The organism is Massilia cavernae, assembly GCF_003590855.1.
GTDB classification, from domain to species: Bacteria; Pseudomonadota; Gammaproteobacteria; order Burkholderiales; family Burkholderiaceae_D; genus Telluria_A; species Telluria_A cavernae.
This window is the reverse complement of the sequence record NZ_QYUP01000038.1, coordinates 1-16,689: the sequence shown is the minus strand read 5'-3', so window position 1 is coordinate 16,689 and position 16,689 is coordinate 1. Positions and strand designations below refer to the sequence as shown.

11 protein-coding genes and 1 tRNA gene are annotated in these 16,689 nt (G+C 65.2%); 5 read left to right on the top strand and 7 right to left on the bottom strand.

The genetic code is table 11. The features are described 5' to 3' along the window. Positions 1-13 precede the first annotated feature (13 nt). Positions 14-670, bottom strand: a complete 657-nt coding sequence (locus tag D3872_RS03895; RefSeq protein ID WP_119809564.1) for a DUF4136 domain-containing protein — start codon at positions 668-670, stop codon at positions 14-16. Positions 671-789: 119 nt separating this feature from the next. Between D3872_RS03895 and D3872_RS03890 the strand changes: the two genes are divergently transcribed. The 5 genes from D3872_RS03890 to D3872_RS25190 all read left to right on the top strand — a co-directional run bounded on the left by D3872_RS03890 (position 790) and on the right by D3872_RS25190 (position 6,885). Next, a complete protein-coding gene (locus D3872_RS03890; protein WP_119809563.1) occupies positions 790-1,854 on the top strand; it encodes an RNA-guided endonuclease InsQ/TnpB family protein in 1,065 nt (354 codons plus the stop codon). A gap of 199 nt (positions 1,855-2,053) precedes the next feature. After that, on the top strand, positions 2,054-4,699 hold the full coding sequence (gene pepN, locus D3872_RS03885; protein ID WP_119809562.1) for an aminopeptidase N: 2,646 nt from the start codon (positions 2,054-2,056) through the stop codon (positions 4,697-4,699). A gap of 62 nt (positions 4,700-4,761) precedes the next feature. Further along, a complete protein-coding gene (locus tag D3872_RS03880; RefSeq protein ID WP_119809561.1) occupies positions 4,762-5,763 on the top strand; it encodes a class 1 fructose-bisphosphatase in 1,002 nt (333 codons plus the stop codon). Positions 5,764-5,850: 87 nt separating this feature from the next. Continuing rightward, a tRNA-Thr gene (locus D3872_RS03875) sits at positions 5,851-5,926 on the top strand. Between the two features lie 398 nt (positions 5,927-6,324). Next, positions 6,325-6,885, top strand: a complete 561-nt coding sequence (locus D3872_RS25190) for an ElaB/YgaM/YqjD family protein (protein ID WP_147373785.1) — start codon at positions 6,325-6,327, stop codon at positions 6,883-6,885. Between the two features lie 68 nt (positions 6,886-6,953). Here D3872_RS25190 and D3872_RS03865 read toward each other — a convergent pair whose 3' ends face one another. The 6 genes from D3872_RS03865 to D3872_RS25545 form a co-directional block, all read right to left on the bottom strand. Continuing rightward, a complete protein-coding gene (locus tag D3872_RS03865; RefSeq protein ID WP_119809559.1) occupies positions 6,954-10,058 on the bottom strand; it encodes an efflux RND transporter permease subunit in 3,105 nt (1,034 codons plus the stop codon). Between the two features lie 9 nt (positions 10,059-10,067). Continuing rightward, positions 10,068-11,207, bottom strand: a complete 1,140-nt coding sequence (locus tag D3872_RS03860) for an efflux RND transporter periplasmic adaptor subunit (protein ID WP_119809558.1) — start codon at positions 11,205-11,207, stop codon at positions 10,068-10,070. 23 nt (positions 11,208-11,230) lie between these two features. Next, positions 11,231-12,616, bottom strand: a complete 1,386-nt coding sequence (locus D3872_RS03855; RefSeq protein WP_119809557.1) for an efflux transporter outer membrane subunit — start codon at positions 12,614-12,616, stop codon at positions 11,231-11,233. A gap of 264 nt (positions 12,617-12,880) precedes the next feature. After that, on the bottom strand, positions 12,881-14,260 hold the full coding sequence (locus D3872_RS03850; protein ID WP_119809556.1) for a hybrid sensor histidine kinase/response regulator: 1,380 nt from the start codon (positions 14,258-14,260) through the stop codon (positions 12,881-12,883). Positions 14,261-14,370: 110 nt separating this feature from the next. Next, the gene (locus D3872_RS03845; protein ID WP_119809555.1) at positions 14,371-15,111 is read right to left on the bottom strand and encodes a 2OG-Fe dioxygenase family protein; all 741 of its coding nucleotides are present in this window, start codon (positions 15,109-15,111) and stop codon (positions 14,371-14,373) included. A gap of 45 nt (positions 15,112-15,156) precedes the next feature. Continuing rightward, on the bottom strand, positions 15,157-16,689 hold a 1,533-nt coding region (locus D3872_RS25545), incomplete at its 5' end, for a TonB-dependent receptor (RefSeq protein ID WP_119809554.1).

The window sequence follows — 16,689 nt, the reverse complement described above, 5'->3', positions numbered from 1 at the left end:
CGCTTCTAACCAACTACTTCTCTTCCAGCTTCAGCTCCACCCGCCGCGCCACGCCGCTCACGCCCGGAAATTCCAGGAAAGCGCTGTGCACCAGCGCCGGCATCACCTTCGGCGTCGACAGCTCGCGGCTGATATTCTGCACCGTCACGTCGAACAGCCGCTTGCCATCGCGCGCATCCTTGATGGCCACCTGCAGCTCGCGCCTGTAGTTATGCACGATGGTCTCGTGGTACGCCGGCGTGCCGTACCAGAACGGGTCATAGAACGGGCTGTACCACCCGCGCCAGTACCCATGCCTGCGGTGGTAAGGGTAAGGCCGCATCATGTACGCGGAACGCGGCATCCAGTAATAGTCGAAGTGCGAATACACCGGCTGGTACACCCGCACCGGTATGTCGGTCGTCATGAAACGCATCGCCACCTTTAAAGCCGATGGGCCCGTGCCCGCGTCCTGGAATCCCAGCCGTGCCAGCTCGCTGCGCACCAGCTGCTGGTAGCTGCGCAGCTCCAGCGTGTCGTCCTGCGGCGCCGGCGCTTCGAACGAATAAGTCTTTTCCTGCAGTTGGCCCGGCCACTGGTGGAAGGTCGTGACGTCGCTGCGTATGGTCGTGGCGCATCCGCCGAGCAGCAGCGTCAGCGCGGCGGTTGCAATTGTCAGGATGCGTCTCATTAGATTTGCTCCGAGAAACCTCGTCCTTCAGGACGGGGAGTGAAAGAAGGCGACTGCGCAGCAGTCGATGCCTTGGTTTTAAGAGTGGAACCATGTTCGACAATGGTTGTCGAACATGGATGAAACTGGTTTACCGCTACCGCGTCAAGTCGCTGACCGGCTTGCTGAACAAGCAGGCCCGGGCAGTCAACTTCGTCTGGAATTACTGCAACGACAGGCAAAAGGACGCGCTGCGTTTCGGTCGCCGCTGGCATACCGGTTTTGATCTGATCAAGCTCACCACCGGGTGCAGCAAGGAGCTTGGCCTTCACTCGGGGACGGTCAACGACGTATGCCAGCAGTACGCCAGGTCGCGCTCCCAGTCGCATCGGCCCTACCTTCGCTATCGCGGCAGGAAGTCCTTGGATTGGGTGCCGTTGAAAGGACGTGAACTGAAACGCGAAGGCAATGCCTTCCGCTTTGCCGGCAATACCTTCCGCGTGTTCCATTCGCGCGCGCTGCCCGAGGGCAAAATCACCGACGGGACCAACTTCTCGCGCGACCGGTGCGGCAACTGGTTCCTCAATATCGTCCTTGAAGTACAGGCGCCGCCTGCCCGCTTGCCGGTGCGCGGTGTGGGAATCGACCTTGGCCTGAAAGACCTGGCCACACTGAGCGACGGCAGCCGCATCGCGGCGCCGCAGATCTACCGTGCCAGCGAGGCGGCGTTGGCGGTAGCCCAGCGCGCCCGCAAAAAGAAACGGGTTGCGGCGCTCCACGCCAAGATTGCCAATCGTCGTCGCCATTACCTGCACATCTGCACCAGCGCCATCGTCGGCGCCTTCGACTACATTGTGGTCGGCAATATCAATGCTTCCGCGCTCGCCAAAACCAGCATGGCGAAGTCCGTCTACGATGTCGGCTGGTCGTCCTTCCGAGCACAACTGGCGTACAAGGCTGTTAAGCATGGCGCCTGGTTTGAAGAAGTGAACGAAAGCTTTACCACCCAGATCTGCTCGGATTGCGGCGCTGTTCCCGATTCGCGGCCGAAAGGTATCGCAGACCTTGGAAGCATGTTCACAGAACATGCGAAAGAATGGCGTTGTTGTGATTGCGGCGCGGTACATGATCGTGATCTCAATGCTGCGTTGAACATTCTCCGTCGCGGACGTGCGACGCTAGCTGTAGGAATCTCCGGCCTTTAGGTCGGGGAGGACGTCAACTCATTCTCCATGCGGGTACGGTATCCACCCAATGTTAACTTTATGTCTCTACATGTATTCTTGCAGATAATTTACAGAATGTTACCCTGTGCACATAGCGTTACAACGAATATTGTGAGCTGTGCAACCTGGCGGTCTTGGTAGAATAGGGGACTGTCCACCTGCCCACGTCGAATTTCCCATGCGCACAGATACCCCCCAGACTATCTACCGGAAAGACTACACGCCGCCGGCCTACCTCGTCGATACTGTTGAGCTCGGTTTCGACCTCGACCCGGAAACCACCATCGTCGCCAGCCGCCTCACCATGCGCCGCAACCCGGACAGCACCGAAGCCGGCATCGAGCTGTATGGGCAGAACCTGAAACTGGTGGCGCTGCGCATGAATGGCGCCACCTTGCGCGAAGGCGACTACCGCATCAGCAGCAATGTCCTGCGTATCTCCAAGGCGCCCGACCAGGTCACGCTGGAAATCGAAACCCTGACCTCGCCAGCCCAGAACACCACGCTGAACGGCTTGTACGTGTCCAACGGCAATTTCTTCACGCAGTGCGAGGCCGAGGGCTTCCGCTGCATTACTTACTTCCCGGACCGCCCGGACGTGATGGCCAAGTACACGGTAATGCTGCGCGCCGACAAGCAAAAGTATCCGGTGCTGCTGTCGAACGGCAACCTGGTCGAGGCGGGCGACCTGCCCGATGGCCGTCACTACGCCAAGTGGGAAGACCCGTTCAAGAAGCCGTCCTACCTGTTCGCGCTGGTCGCCGCGCGCCTTGTCTGCCAGGAAGAAACCTTCAAGCTGATGGATGGCCGCGACGCCCTGCTGCAGGTATGGGTCGAGGATGGCAACCTCGACAAAACCGACTACGCGATGCAGTCGCTGAAGAACAGCATCCGCTGGGACGAGGAGCGCTTCGGCCTCGAACTTGACCTCGACCGCTTCATGATTGTCGCCGTCAGCGACTTCAACATGGGGGCGATGGAGAACAAGGGCCTGAACATCTTCAACACCAAGTTCGTGCTGGCCAATTCGCGCGTCGCCACCGACGTCGACTACGCCGGCATCGAAGCGGTGGTCGGGCACGAGTACTTCCACAACTGGACCGGCAACCGCGTCACCTGCCGCGACTGGTTCCAGCTGTCGCTGAAGGAAGGCCTGACCGTGTTCCGCGACCAGGAATTCTCTGCCGACATGATCGGCACCGACAGCGGCCGCGCCGTCACCCGTATCGAACAGGTGCGCACCCTGCGCCAGGCCCAGTTTCCCGAGGACGCCGGTCCGATGGCGCACCCGGTGCGTCCCGATTCCTTCGTCGAGATCAACAATTTCTACACCGTCACCGTGTACGAGAAGGGCGCCGAAGTTGTGCGCATGTACCAGACCCTGCTGGGCCGCGACGGCTTCCGCAAGGGCATGGACCTGTACTTCAAGCGCCATGACGAACAGGCGGTCGAATGCGACGACTTCCGCGCCGCGATGGCCGACGCCAATGGCCGCGACCTGGCCCAGTTCGAACGCTGGTACAGCCAGGCCGGTACGCCGGTGCTGACCGCCAGCGGAAAATATGACGCCCGCTGGCTTACCTTCGAGCTGACCCTGTCCCAAAGCTGCCCGGCGACGCCCGGCCAGCCGGACAAGCTGCCGTTCCATATTCCCGTGGCCGTCGGCCTGCTGGGCGCGGACGGCAAGGACCTGCCGCTGACGGTGGGCGGCAAGCAGCATGGCGGCACCGCCGTGCTGGAGCTGACCGAGGCCAGCCAGGTGTTCCGCTTTACCGGCGTGAAGGAAGAACCGACGCCGTCGATACTGCGCGACTTTTCCGCGCCCGTCGTGCTCAACTATCCTTACACCGACGACGAACTGCTGCACCTGTTCAGCCACGACAGCGACCCGGTCAACCGCTGGGAAGCCGGCCAGCGGCTGGCCATGGAGCGCCTGCTGAAGCTAACCGCAGCAAGCGCCCATGGCAGCAAGCAGGAGCTCGACGACACCTTCATCGAAGCGATGCGCAAGATCCTGGTGGACGAATCGCTCGACGCCGCCTTCCGCGAAAACGCCTTGCTGCTGCCGTCCGAAACCATGGTGGCCGAGCAGATGGAGGTGGTGGACCCGCAAGCCATCCACCGCGCGCGCCAGTTCATGCGCCGCGTGATCGGCGAGCGCCTGCGCGCTGACCTGCACGCGCAGTACGACGCCAACCTGACGCCGGGCGATTACAGCCCTGACGCCATCTCGGCCGGCAAGCGCGGCCTGAAGAATATCGCGCTGGCCTACCTGAGCGCCGCCCCGGACGAGCATTCCGACGCCCTGGCCCGGCGCCAGTTCGACGAAGCCGGCAACATGACCGACCGCGTGGCCGCGCTGGTTTCGCTGATCCATTCCGAATCCGCTGGCGCCGCGCTGGCGCTCGAGAAGTTCTACGACGAGTTCGACAACGAGGCGCTGGTGATCGACAAGTGGTTCGCGATGCAGGCGGCGGCGCCGGGAACGGACGTGGCCATGGTGCGCTCGCTGATGCGGCATCCGGCATTCACGCTGAAGAACCCGAACCGCGCGCGCAGCCTGCTGTTCAACTTCGCCAACGGCAACCCGGCGCAGTTCCACGCACCGGACGGCAGCGGCTACGCATACTGGGCCGAGCAGGTGATGGCGCTGGACAAACTGAACCCGCAAGTGGCCGCCCGCCTGGCCCGCTCGATGGACCGCTGGCGCCGTTATTCGCCGGCCTTGCAGGCGCAGATGAAAACGGCGCTGCAGAAGGTCGCCGGCGCGCCGAAGCTGTCGAACGATGTGACGGAAGTGATTACGAAGGCCTTGTCGAACTAATAGCCCGGCAAGCGCAGCATCAAAGAACACAAGACAGAACCAACCCAAACCAAAGGAAGTCCATGAAACGCGTCAGTCTCACGCAATACCTGGTAGAAGAACAGCGTCACAACAACTCCATTCCCGCCGAACTGCGCCTGCTGATCGAAGTCGTGGCGCGCGCCTGCAAGACCATCAGCCACGCGGTTGGCAAGGGCGCGCTGGGCGAAGTGCTCGGCAGCGCCGACACCGAAAACATCCAGGGCGAAGTGCAGAAGAAGCTCGACATCATCTCCAACGAAATCCTGCTCGAAGCGAACGAGTGGGGCGGCCACCTGGCGGCGATGGCGTCGGAAGAAATGGAATCGATCCACCCGATCCCCAACCGCTACCCGATGGGCGAATACATGCTGCTGTTCGATCCGCTCGACGGCTCGTCCAACATCGACGTCAACGTGTCGATCGGCACCATCTTCTCGGTGCTGAAGGCGCCGGACGGCATGGGTACGCCAACCGAGGCGCACTTCATGCAGCCGGGCAGCTCGCAGGTCGCCGCCGGCTACGCCGTCTATGGCCCGCAGACCATGCTGGTGCTCACCACCGGTAACGGCGTCAACTGCTTCACGCTCGACCGCGAGATGGGTTCGTGGGTGCTCACCCAGCGCAACATGACGATCCCGGAAACCACCAAGGAGTTCGCGATCAACATGTCCAACCAGCGCCACTGGCACGAGCCGGTCCAGCGCTACGTTGGCGAAATGCTGCAGGGCGTGACCGGCCCGCGCGAAAAGGACTTCAACATGCGCTGGATCGCCTCGATGGTGGCCGACGTGCACCGCATCCTGAACCGCGGCGGGATCTTCATGTACCCGGCCGACAAGCGCGACACGTCGATGCCGGGCAAGCTGCGCCTGATGTACGAAGCGAACCCGATGGCGATGATAGTCGAACAGGCCGGCGGCGCCGCCACCGACGGACGCCAGCGCATCCTCGACATCCCGCCGCAGAAGCTGCACCAGCGCGTGCCGGTTTTCCTCGGCTCGAAGAGCGAAGTCGAGCGCGTGACCAGCTATCACGCCGAATAAGAAAGCGCGCTTTCTTCAGAAAAAAGCAAGTTTCACTGATTCGGACTAGCAAGATTCAGTGAAACTTTGCTAGAATATGCGTCTTTCGCCGCTTTAGCTCAGTCGGTAGAGCAGTTCATTCGTAATGAAAAGGTCGCCAGTTCGATTCCGGCAAGCGGCACCAAGATTCAGGCAGTAAGGAAAAAACCCGCGTTCCCCAGGTTCCGCGGGTTTTTTTTCGCCCGGCTTTTTACCTCCGGATTTCTTTCCGGCCTTTTTCTTTGGTTGACGTTCGATTCAATTGCCGCGCGAAACCCACCAATTCCCCCAGTCATGTTTCGCCGGTCACCACTGCGTACCCCTTGTTGTGTTCCTTCCGATCTCTGTTAGTCAACGCACAGTGGAATACGGCTGATCGTTATATTTTTGAATTCGCTCACCAGATTCCTTGCCGTCCTCAAGGCAATGAACGGGCCGCCCAATGCGGTCCGTGTGACTCTTTCATCCGGGCATTTCGGAAGTCGGAAGCAGGGCTTCACCGTTTTACGCCGCATTGGTACAACTATTTAAAGGGAACGCATCATGGATAATCAAAAGTCGAACGAAGGAAGCGCACGCGAAGCAGGCCGTGACAACACTGGCAGCATGGGCAAGGACATGGATCAGTCCAGCCAGCGCGGCGGCACCGGCTCGGGTAGCAGCGCAAGCGGCGGCTCTCCGGGCGCCGGCAACATGGGCAGCGCTTCCAGCGGCAGCATGGGCAGCTCTGCCAGCGGCAGCGCATCGTCCGGCAGCGGCAGCGCCATGGGCCGCAGTCCAGGCTCGATGGGCTACGACATGGAAAAGGGCGTCGAGAGAAAGGCCTCCGAGCTGCACAAGACCATCGACAAGGCAGCCGGTGCGGCGCAGCCTGCGATGGAACGCATGGCCAGCGGCGCCCATGAAGGCGTCGACAAGCTGTCGCACGCGCTGTCGGGCGCATCCGAACGCATGAGCGAGAAGTCGCGCCAGCTGAGCGAAGCGGCAAAGCACTTCGCCGAGACCGGCCGCGAGTATGTCCGCAGCAGCCCGGGCACCGCCGTGATGGGCGCACTGGCAGCGGGCTACCTGCTGTCGAAAATCCTCGGACGCCGTCATCACTGATATACCGCAGGCGCCCTGAAACGCGCCAGTCCGCAGCCGCGGGCTGGCGCGCTTTACGTCAAGCGTCGTTACGCCTCAGTGGCCGCCACCACCGGCTCCTTGTGCCTGCGCGCCTTCGCCATCCACCGCTTGAGCAAATGCTCCAGGTCGTCGATATAGGTAAACACCGCCGGCACCACCAGCAAGCTGAGGCAAGTCGACGTAATCAATCCCCCGATGACGGCGATCGCCATCGGCGACCTGAAGCTCGGATCCGCCCCCCAGCCCAGCGCCAACGGCGTCATGCCGGCGCCCATCGCGATGGTGGTCATGATGATCGGCCGGCTCCTCTTGTGGCAGGCATCGACCAGCGCATCGAAGCGGTTCATGCCAGCCTGCCGCGCCAGGATCGCGTAGTCCACCAGCAGGATCGAGTTCTTGGTCACGATCCCCATCAGCATGATCAGGCCGATCATCGACGGCATCGACAGTGCCTTGCCGGTAATGAGCAGCGCCACGAACGCGCCGCCGATCGACAGCGGCAGCGCCGCCAAAATGGTCACCGGCTGCATGAAGTCCTTGAACAGCAAGACCAGCACGCCGTAAATGCACAGCACTCCGATCAGCATCGCGATGCCGAAGCTTGCGAACAGGTTGGCCATCTCCTGCGCGTCGCCCAGTTCCGCCACCTTGACCGAAGGCGGCAGGTTGTTCATCGACGGCAGCGCGCGCGCTTCCGCGTTGACCTCACCCAGCGAACGGCCCGACAGCTCGACTTCGAGCAAGACGTTGCGGCTGCGGTTAAGCCGGTCGATCTGCGCCGGCCCGCTCTCCATCGTCACCGTCGCCACGTTGGCCAGCATCACCGGCCCGTTCTTGCCCGGCACGTTGAGCCGCTCGATGGCGGCCAGGTCGGCGCGCACCGCGTCCGGCAGCTTGACGCGGATCGGCACCTGGCGCTCGGTCAGGTTCATCTTGGTCAGCGCCACGTCGTAGTCGCCGGCCGTGGCCACGCGCACGGTTTCGCCGATGGCGGCAGCGGTCACGCCCAGGTCGGCAGCGCGCGCAAAGTCGGGCCGCACGATGATCTCCGGCCGCACTAGCGAGGCGCTCGAGCTGACGTTGCCGATGCCGTGAAGCGTGCGCAGTTCGCGCTCCACGCGCCGCGCCGCCGCGGTCAGAGCCGCCGGGTCTTCGCTTTGCAGCACCAGCTGCATCTTGACGCCGGTGTCGGCCGGGCCGACGTTGAATTTTGCGCCAGGGATGTGGTCGAGGCGGGCGCGGATCGCCTTCTCGATGTCGTCCATCGACTCGTCGCGGTCGTTGCGGTGCACCGTGGTCAGGGTCAGGATGGCGCGCCGCGCTTCCGCCGCGGCGCCGGGGGCGAAGGCGTCGCCGCTGGAGCCGCCGCCGATCGAGCTGAAGATGCCGGTCACGCCCTTGACCTGCATCGCCGCCGCGCGTGCGTGTTCGGCCACGGCGCGCGTTTCGGCCAGCGTGGAGCCGGGCGGCAGTTCGAGGTTGATCTGGGTTTGCGCGCGGTCGGCCGGCGGCACGAAGCCGGTCGGCAGCAGCGCGATCAGGGCCAGCGACCCGAAGAAGAACAAGCCGGAGCCGATCGCGGTCACGAGCCGGTGACGCAGGCACCATTTCATCGCGCGTATGTAGTTGGTCATGATCCAGCCGTCCTTTTCGTCGGTGTGCTTTACCGGCTTCAGGATGTAGGCGGACATCATCGGCGTCAGCAGCCGCGCCACCACCAGCGAGGCCAGGATGGCCAGCACCGCGGTCCAGCCGAACTGCTTGAAGAACAGCCCGGGAATGCCGCCCATGAACGCGGTCGGCAGGAACACCGCCACCAGCGCAAACGTCGTGGCGATCACCGCCATGCCGATTTCGTCGGCCGCTTCCATGGCCGCCTGCATCGGCGTCTTGCCCATGCGGAGGTGGCGCGAGATGTTCTCGATTTCGACGATCGCATCGTCGACCAGCACCCCGACAACCAGCGCGAGCGACAGCAGCGTCACGGTGTTGAGCGTGTAGCCGAACCAGTACTGGCCAAGGAAGGCCGGGATCACCGACAGCGGCAGCGCGGAGGCGGCCACCAGCGTGGCGCGCCAGTCGCGCAGGAACCACCACACCACCAGCACCGCCAGGATCGCGCCTTCGTACAGCAATTCCATCGAGCCGTCGAAGTTTTCCTCGACCGGGAAGGCATTGTCGATCACCTGCTGCAGCTGCACGTTGGGGTGGTCCTGCTGCAGGGTCGCCACTGCCTCGCGCACGCTTTCGGCAACCACGATCTCGCTGGCGCCCTTGGTGCGGAATACCTCGAAGCCGACCACGCGCTTGCCATTGAACTCGGCCAGAGAGCGCGGCTCGGACACGGTGTCGGTCACGCTGGCGACCTGGTCGAGGCGTATGCGGCGGCCATCGGCAAGGGGGATGTCCATCGCCGCCAGGTCGGCCGCCGTCTTGACAGTTGCGATGGTGCGCACCGACTGCTCGGCGCCGCTGATGTCGCCGCGTCCGCCCGGCTCTTCGCGCTGCACCATGCGCAGCTGGCGCGACACGTCGACGGCGGACACGCGCAGTCCCGCCATGCGTTCGTTATCCAGTTCCACGCGCACCTCGCGCGACACTCCGCCCACGCGCTTGACCGCGCCTACACCGGGCACGCTGAGCAGGCGCTTGGCGACCGTGTTATCGACAAACCAGCTCACTTCCTGGTCGTCCAGCTTTGCGCCGCGTCCTTCGGCGGCGGCCGCGATAAAGGTCAGCACCACCCGGCCCGCGGTGGAAGCCTTGGTGACGGACGGGTCGCGCATCTCGGCCGGCAGGTCGGCCTTGACCCGCGCCACCGCATCGCGCACATCGTTGACCCCTTCGGCGATCGGCTTCTCGAGGATGAATTCGACGGTGATGTTGGCCACGCCGTCCAGCACCCTGGTATAGATGTTCTTCACCCCTTGCAGGGTGGCGACCGAATTCTCGATCTTGCGCGCGACTTCGGTTTCCAGCTGGGCCGGCGCGGCGCCTTCCAATGCGGCGGTGACGGTCACGATCGGCAGTTCGATGTCCGGGAAGTCCTGCACCGCGTTGGCCTTGTAGGCCAGCAGGCCGGCCAGCGTCAGCAGGACGAACAGCATGATCGCCGGGACCGGGTTCTTGATGGAGAGGGCGGAAAAATTCATCGCGGCTCCTTACCTGGCAGCGGCAGGCGCCGCCGGCGGGGCGACGTTGCGCACCAGGTCGCCATCGTTCAGGAAGCCGGCTCCGCTGACCACCACCACCGTATCGGGCGCCAGGCCGGCCACGATCTCGACCCGGTCGCCCAGGCGGCGGCCGCTGGTCACCTTGACCTGGCTTACGCGGCTGTCGCGGTTCAGGCGGAACACGTAGGAGAAGCCGTCGCGTACCGCGACCGCCTGCTGCGGCACCGTCATCGCCTGGGTGGTTCCAAGTTCGAACTGGCCGCTGGCGAACATGCCGGCCTTGAACGGCGCATCGCCCTTCAGAGGCGGCAGGTCGACGTAGACGAGCGCATAGCGCGTCTGCGGGTCGACGGTCGGCGCAATCATGCGCACGCGGCCCTGCACCTCGCTGCCATTGGGGGCGATTACGCGCGCCGTGGCGCCGGCCTTGATGCGCGGCAGTTCGTTGGCGGTCACCTCGGCGCGCCATTCAAGGCGGCCCTGGCGGATCATGCGGAACAATTCGGTGCCGACGCCAACCACCGAGCCGACGGTCGCGGTGCGGGCCGAGATAACGCCGCTGTCGGGCGCCGTCACCCGCGTGAACTTCAGACGCAGCTGCTGGGACGACAGGCCTGCGCGCGCAGCGGCGATGCGGGCGTTGGCGGTCTGCTCAGCGGTGACGTACTGGCTGATCTGCTGGGCCGACAGCGCGCCCGAGTTCTGAAGGCTGCGTGCGCGGCCGGCGTTGGCCGCCGCTTCGGCGGCGGTGGCCTGCGCTTCCATTAGCGCCGCACGCGCCTGCGCCACGTCGGCGTTGACGGTATCGTCCGAGAACACCGCCAGCACCTGGCCTTTTTTCACGGCGTCGCCGACGTTGACGCGCACTTCGGTTAGCCGCATGCCGCCCAGTTCACTGCCGATCACCGCTTCCTGCCATGCCGCGATGTTGCCGTTGGCGGTCAGGTTCAGCGGCAGGCTGGCGGCCGCCGGACGCGCGGCGGTGACGGCCAGAGCGGGCCGGGCTGGCGCCGTCTTCTGGTCGCCGGCCGCGTTCGAGCTGGCGCTGGCCGCCAGCAGGATGATGCACAGTGCGGCGAGCGAACCGAGGATGAGTTTTGCGGCCGGTTTGAGTGTGGAGTTTTTCATGTGGTGGTGTTTGATCGTCGGTATCAGTTCGCGGCGCGGCCCGTCCAGCCGCCGCCGGCGGCGCGGTACAGCGCAACCCAGGCGGCACTGCGCTCGCGCTGCAGTGTGATGACGGCGTTTTCGGCAGCCAGGCGGGTGCGGCGCGCGTCTTCCAGTTCGAGCAGGCTGCCCATGCCCATCTTGTAGCGGTCTTCGGCCGCGATGAAGGCGCTCCTGTAGCCCGCCATCGCCGCCTGCGCGTCGCTGCTGCGCGCGGCAGTGCTGTCCAGCCTGACCAGCGCTTCCTCCACTTCGCGCACCGCCTGGCGTGCACCGGCGCGGTAGCGCGCCACTGCTTCCTCGTAGCGCGCCCTGGCGACATCGACGTTGGCGGCACGGCGGCCGGCGTCGAACAGCGGCACCGACAGGGACAGCGGCCCGATGGTCCAGGCGTCGAGCTGGGTGTTTTCGCCGCCGCTGCGGAAGTTGGCCACGCCGACCATGCCCTGCAGCGACAGGCGCGGGTAGCGCTGCGCTTGCGTGCTGCCGACCTCGAAGCTGGCTGCGGCCACTTCGCGCTCGGCCGAGTACAGGTCGGGACGCTGCGACAGTACCTGGGCGGGCAGGGCGCTGATCGCCAGTGCGGCCGGCTCCACCGCCCCGGACGCGGCCAGCAGTCGGCGCAGCGCCGGTTCCTCGGTGCCGGTAAGGGCCACCAGCGCCTTGATGTCGATGTCGCACAGCGTGCGCTGCTGGGTGGCGCGGCTGCTGGCGTCGGCCGCGCTGGCGCGCGCAAGCGCCGCATTGGCGGGCGCCTCGAAGCCGGCGTCGGCCGACAGGCCAGTCAGGCGCGAAGTGTCCGCACGCGAAACGGCGTCCTGCTGCGCTACGGACAGCAGCTGTTCGCAGGTGCGCAGGCTGTAGTACTGGTTGGCGGTTTCGGCCGCCACCGACACGCGCGCGTCATGCCACAGCGCGCCGGCGCCGAGCAGGCGCTCCTGGGCGGCATTGCGTTCGCCGCGGCGGGCGCCGAACAGGTCGATCTCCCATGAGGCCTGCAGCCCGAGCTGGGAGGTGGTGCCGCCGGGGAGGGTGCTTTGCTGGCTGGCGCGGCTGACGCTCGCGAAGCCGTCGACGCTTGGGATCAGCGCGGCGCCGGCGCCTACACGCTGGGCGCGCGCGGCTTCGAGACGGGATGCCGCGGCTGCGATGGTGGGACTGGCCTGCTGGGCCGCCGCGACCAGCTGCGCCAGCAGCGGATCGCCCTGTCTGCTCCACCACTGCGACAAGTCGGCCACGCTGCCGTTGTGCGCCAGCGGCGCCTGCCACGCGCCTGGCAGCGGCGCTTCGACCCGGGCCGGCGGGGGCGAAAGCGCACAGGCGCCAAGCAGCAGCGGCAGCGCCGCGCCGAACAATCGTCGCATCGTCATTGATGGTCTTCCGTGAGCCGATTTCTCGAATCACGTGAGTATATCGTCGGATGCCTGGCTATTGTTAGGCGAGATCTTCAGTTGTGCAGAGGGCGAACTGCATTACGGCGTGGCCATTTTGGTGAGGCCTCGCGCATCGTAGTTCTACTGTATTGCGGTGCACAATGAATGCGTTTATATTGAACCCGTCTCCTCCAATCTCTTCGATTGGATTACCGCCCGCCCACCACCGTTGGTGTGCGGGCGTCTTTTTTTTCTGCTGCGTCAGCCGGCAATGGAAGGCGCGATGCGGCGCGCCGGCAGCGACAGGGTAAACGTGCTGCCATGTCCAAATTCGCTCGACAGGGTCAGCGTGCCGCCCATCAGTGTGGCCAGGTTCCGGCACAGGTACAGACCCAGGCCCGCGCCTTCGACATGGCGGGTGGACGTCGAGTCGAGCTGGGAGAATGCCTGGAACAGCTTGGCCTGGTCTTCCTGGCGGATGCCGCTGCCGCTGTCCTGCACCGAGAACTCGGTCAGCTCCTGGCCTTCGTCGCCGAAGCGCTCGCGCAGCGACACCCGTATCCGGCCGCCCTGGTCGGTAAACTTGGTGGCGTTGTTGACCAGGTTGATGACGATCTGCGTCAGCGCGCGCCGGTCGGAAGCGATGATCACCGGCGCTTCCGGCAGGTCGAGCTCCAGCGCCAGACCCTTTTGCGCGACGAGCGGACGCAAGGTGTCGGCGGTTTCGTTCAGCAGGTTCTGGCAATGCACGCGCTCCGACGCCAGCGTCACCTTGCCCGATTCAATTTTGGCGACGTCGAGGATGTCGTTGATCAGCGAAAGCAGGTGGCGCGCGCTAGTGCGTATCGTGTTGAGCTGCTTGTCCTGGTCGGACGTCAGCGGGCCGGCCAGTTTCATCAGCAGCGCGCCGGTGAAGCCGATGATGGCATTCAGCGGCGTACGCAGCTCGTGCGACATGTTGGCGATGAAGGCGGACTTCATGCGGCTGGCCTCGGCCAGCTCCAGGTTCTTTTGCGCGATTTCGCGGTTGGTGTTTTCCAGTTCGGCCGCGTGGTGCGCCAGGCGCATGTTCAGCTCGATCACCTGGCGCTCGCGCGCCTGCAGCTCGCCGTTGACCTGCACCGCCTGCTCGTAGGTCGAGATCAGGAGGTCGAGGATCTGCTGGCGGCCGGCGTTGATGAAGTGCTTCTGGTCGCCCAGGTAGAGCGCGATGCCTACTTCGACATTCATGTCGCGGCGCAGGACCCGGTTGGCCAGCATCTGGCTGATCCGGCTCAACAGGTAGTCCTCGGCGTAGGGCTTGCGGATGAAATTGTCGGCGCCGCATTCGATGCCGCGGATGATGTCCTTGGCGTCGTTCAGCGCCGTCACCAGGATCACCGGGATGTCCTGCAGCGCGGGATCGGTCTTGATCGCGCGGCACAGGTCGTAACCGTTCATCTCCGGCATGACGATATCCGACAGGACCAGGTCGGGCTTGGCGTCGCGGATCGCGTCGAGCGCCTGCTTGCCGTTTCCGGCAACGCGCACGCGGTACTCGCGCGACTGGATCAGGCGGCGCAGGCGCTCGGCCTGGGTGGGACTGTCCTCGACGATCAGGATTTCAAATGCCTGCGACTGGCGTGCGTAGCTGAAGTCCAAGTGGCCTCTCCTTCAAGCGGGTGCCCGCACCGGACTGCGCGGGATGATGGGGACTATATCCAATCCCCGGCATTAAAACGCAATTTTCCAGCCGTGCCGAGTCACATTTTTTACGACCCGTCGTCGCCCTGGAACCCGCCCGCGCGCCATGTCAATACAAGCGTGTCGCGGTGGCCGTTGGCGCCGTCGGGCTGGATCGGCGTCGACTCGTGGATCACGCGTGCGTCGTCGAGCAGCAGCAGGGTCCATGGCTCCAGCATCGTGAAGCGCTTGCCGTTGGGCCCATCGGCCTCGAACACGCGCGTCTCGCCGCCCTTGATGTGGTCCCGGCCCACCAGCAGCACGGCGACGAAATCGACGCCGTCGCGGTGCGCGCCTTCCGGCGTCGGACGGCCGATGCCTTCCAGCGTATCGATGCGGAACTGGTGCGCCTCGACGAACCACTGGCTGGTGCCGGACACCTGGGTGCAGACTTCGCCCAGGCTGCGTATCAGTCCCTGCCAGGCGCCCTGCGCCACGGTGCCTGGTTCGACGGGCGCGAACAGGCGGCGCATGCCGCCGTGCAGCGCGTTGTATTCGACCGGCTGCCAGTGCGCGCGGTGCGGCGCCTGTTCCAGTTCGGCGCCGCGCTGCACGAAGCAGGCGTGGCGGCGGCGCCGGTAGCGGCCGGAGTCCTTCAGGTAGTTGTCGAGTTCCAGGTTGTCCCAGCTGGCGGCAAGCTGGGACAGTTCGGCTTCGCTGCAGCCGGCCATGGCGCGCACGTCGGCAGGCCTGAGCAAGGCATAGCCGTCCTGCTTCAGGTCTGCGGCAAGGCGGGAGGGAAGGGTGTAGGGAGGTTCTGCATTAGTCATGCCCTCAAGCGTACCATTTTTCGACTGCGGCGGCAGGCCGCGGCCCTACCACTGCATGACGGCGGCAAAGCGGAAACTGCGCGGTTCGAGCGGGTGGAAATGCACGTCCTCGCTTGCCTCCGCCTCGCCCTTCAGGCGCGACGCGTAATAGTACGCGATGGCCGGGTCGCTCCGGTTGCCCAGGTTGAAGCCTTCGAGCTCGAATCGCAGCTTGCTGCTGGCCTTGTAGCCGATGCGCGCCGTCAGGGTCGCGCTGCCGCCGCCGCGCACGCTGTTGTCTTCGGTGAGGGGACGCGGACCCGCATAGCGCACGCCCGCCGCGCCCGACCATGCACCGCGCGGCTCGACCGCCAGCATCAGCTGGCCGACGCCTTCGACGGCGCCGGCAATCCGGTCCTGGCCGGGTGCCGCGCCGCGCGAACGGGCGCGCGCGTAGGCGATGTCGGCATCGACCGCGAGCCACGGCAGCGGCTTGAAACGGTTGGACAGCTCGGCGCCGTTGCGGATGCTCGGCAGGCCGGCTTCGGTGGTGCCGCCGTCGCCGAGGTAGGTGAGCTCGGAGTCGAACGTCAGTCGGTAAATCGCGAGCGAGGTTTGCAGGCGCGGCGTCCAGTCATGGCGCAGGCCGGCCTCCATGCCGCGCGACCGGACCAGGCCAGGCGAACGCGCGGCCGCGTCACCGGTGGCGGGATCGATGGCCGCAGTCGTGCCGCGCGCGTCGTTGCTGTGGAAGCCGCTGCCGAGGTTGAAATACAGCTCGGTGTTCGGGTGCGGCGCGAAGATCACGTTCAGCGAAGGGCTTGCCAGCGACGCGTGCGCGGTGCCGGAATTGGCGGCCAGGTTGCTGCGCACATCGAAGCGGTAGCCGTCGGCGCGTACGCCGGCCACCGTGCGCAGCGTGTCGTTCCAGCGCGTGTGGGCCTCGGCGTAGATGCCCGCGCTCGACTCCACCACGTGGTCTTCGCGCGTTACCGAGATACGGCGGCGTTCGCGCGTGTTGTACAGGCCATTGAAGATATTGTCGTTCTGGAGCTGGACGCCGAGCGTGAGGTCCGACGCCGGCAGCCCGGCGTGCAGATGCCAGGTATGCGAGGCGTTCAGGCCGCTGGTGACGCGGCGGTCGGGCTGGGCGAACTGGTCGCCGTTGACCGGGTCCACCAGGAACCAGGTAAAGTTGGAGTACAGGTCGAGCTGGTTGCGAATCACGTAGACGCTGGCCTTCGACGACGACTCGTTGGCGGTGCGGCGCCACGTGCCCGACAGGCTGTAGCGGTGTGCCTTGCCGCCGTCGCTGGGGTCGACCGTGTCGAAGCTCCCGAGCTGGCCGGCGTCGATCGCGCGCTGCGGGACCTGGTCGGTGGCGTTCCAGTTGCCGCGGTAGGCCATTGCCGAGATGCTGAAGCCGTTGTTGGCGTAGCCGCGGCTGTAGCGCAGCACCGCGTTTGCCTTGCGGTAGTTCTCCGGCTGCGTGAACGGCCCGTCCTTGTGCAGCAGTTCGAGCGCGTACAGCAGGCTGCCGCCGCCCAGTTGCGGCGACGAAGCGAACACCGTGCGGGCGTAGCCGTCCTGGCCGATAGT

Excerpts from the sequence above, each read along its gene's own strand:
- D3872_RS03895 (WP_119809564.1), bottom strand. The coding sequence starts at position 670 with ATGAGACGCATCCTGACAATTGCAACCGCCGCGCTGACGCTGCTGCTC.
- D3872_RS03890 (WP_119809563.1), top strand. The coding sequence starts at position 790 with ATGAAACTGGTTTACCGCTACCGCGTCAAGTCGCTGACCGGCTTGCTG.
- pepN (WP_119809562.1), top strand. The coding sequence starts at position 2,054 with ATGCGCACAGATACCCCCCAGACTATCTACCGGAAAGACTACACGCCG.
- D3872_RS03880 (WP_119809561.1), top strand. The coding sequence starts at position 4,762 with ATGAAACGCGTCAGTCTCACGCAATACCTGGTAGAAGAACAGCGTCAC.
- D3872_RS25190 (WP_147373785.1), top strand. The coding sequence starts at position 6,325 with ATGGATAATCAAAAGTCGAACGAAGGAAGCGCACGCGAAGCAGGCCGT.
- D3872_RS03865 (WP_119809559.1), bottom strand. The coding sequence starts at position 10,058 with ATGAATTTTTCCGCCCTCTCCATCAAGAACCCGGTCCCGGCGATCATG.
- D3872_RS03860 (WP_119809558.1), bottom strand. The coding sequence starts at position 11,207 with ATGAAAAACTCCACACTCAAACCGGCCGCAAAACTCATCCTCGGTTCG.
- D3872_RS03855 (WP_119809557.1), bottom strand. The coding sequence starts at position 12,616 with ATGACGATGCGACGATTGTTCGGCGCGGCGCTGCCGCTGCTGCTTGGC.
- D3872_RS03845 (WP_119809555.1), bottom strand. The coding sequence starts at position 15,111 with ATGACTAATGCAGAACCTCCCTACACCCTTCCCTCCCGCCTTGCCGCA.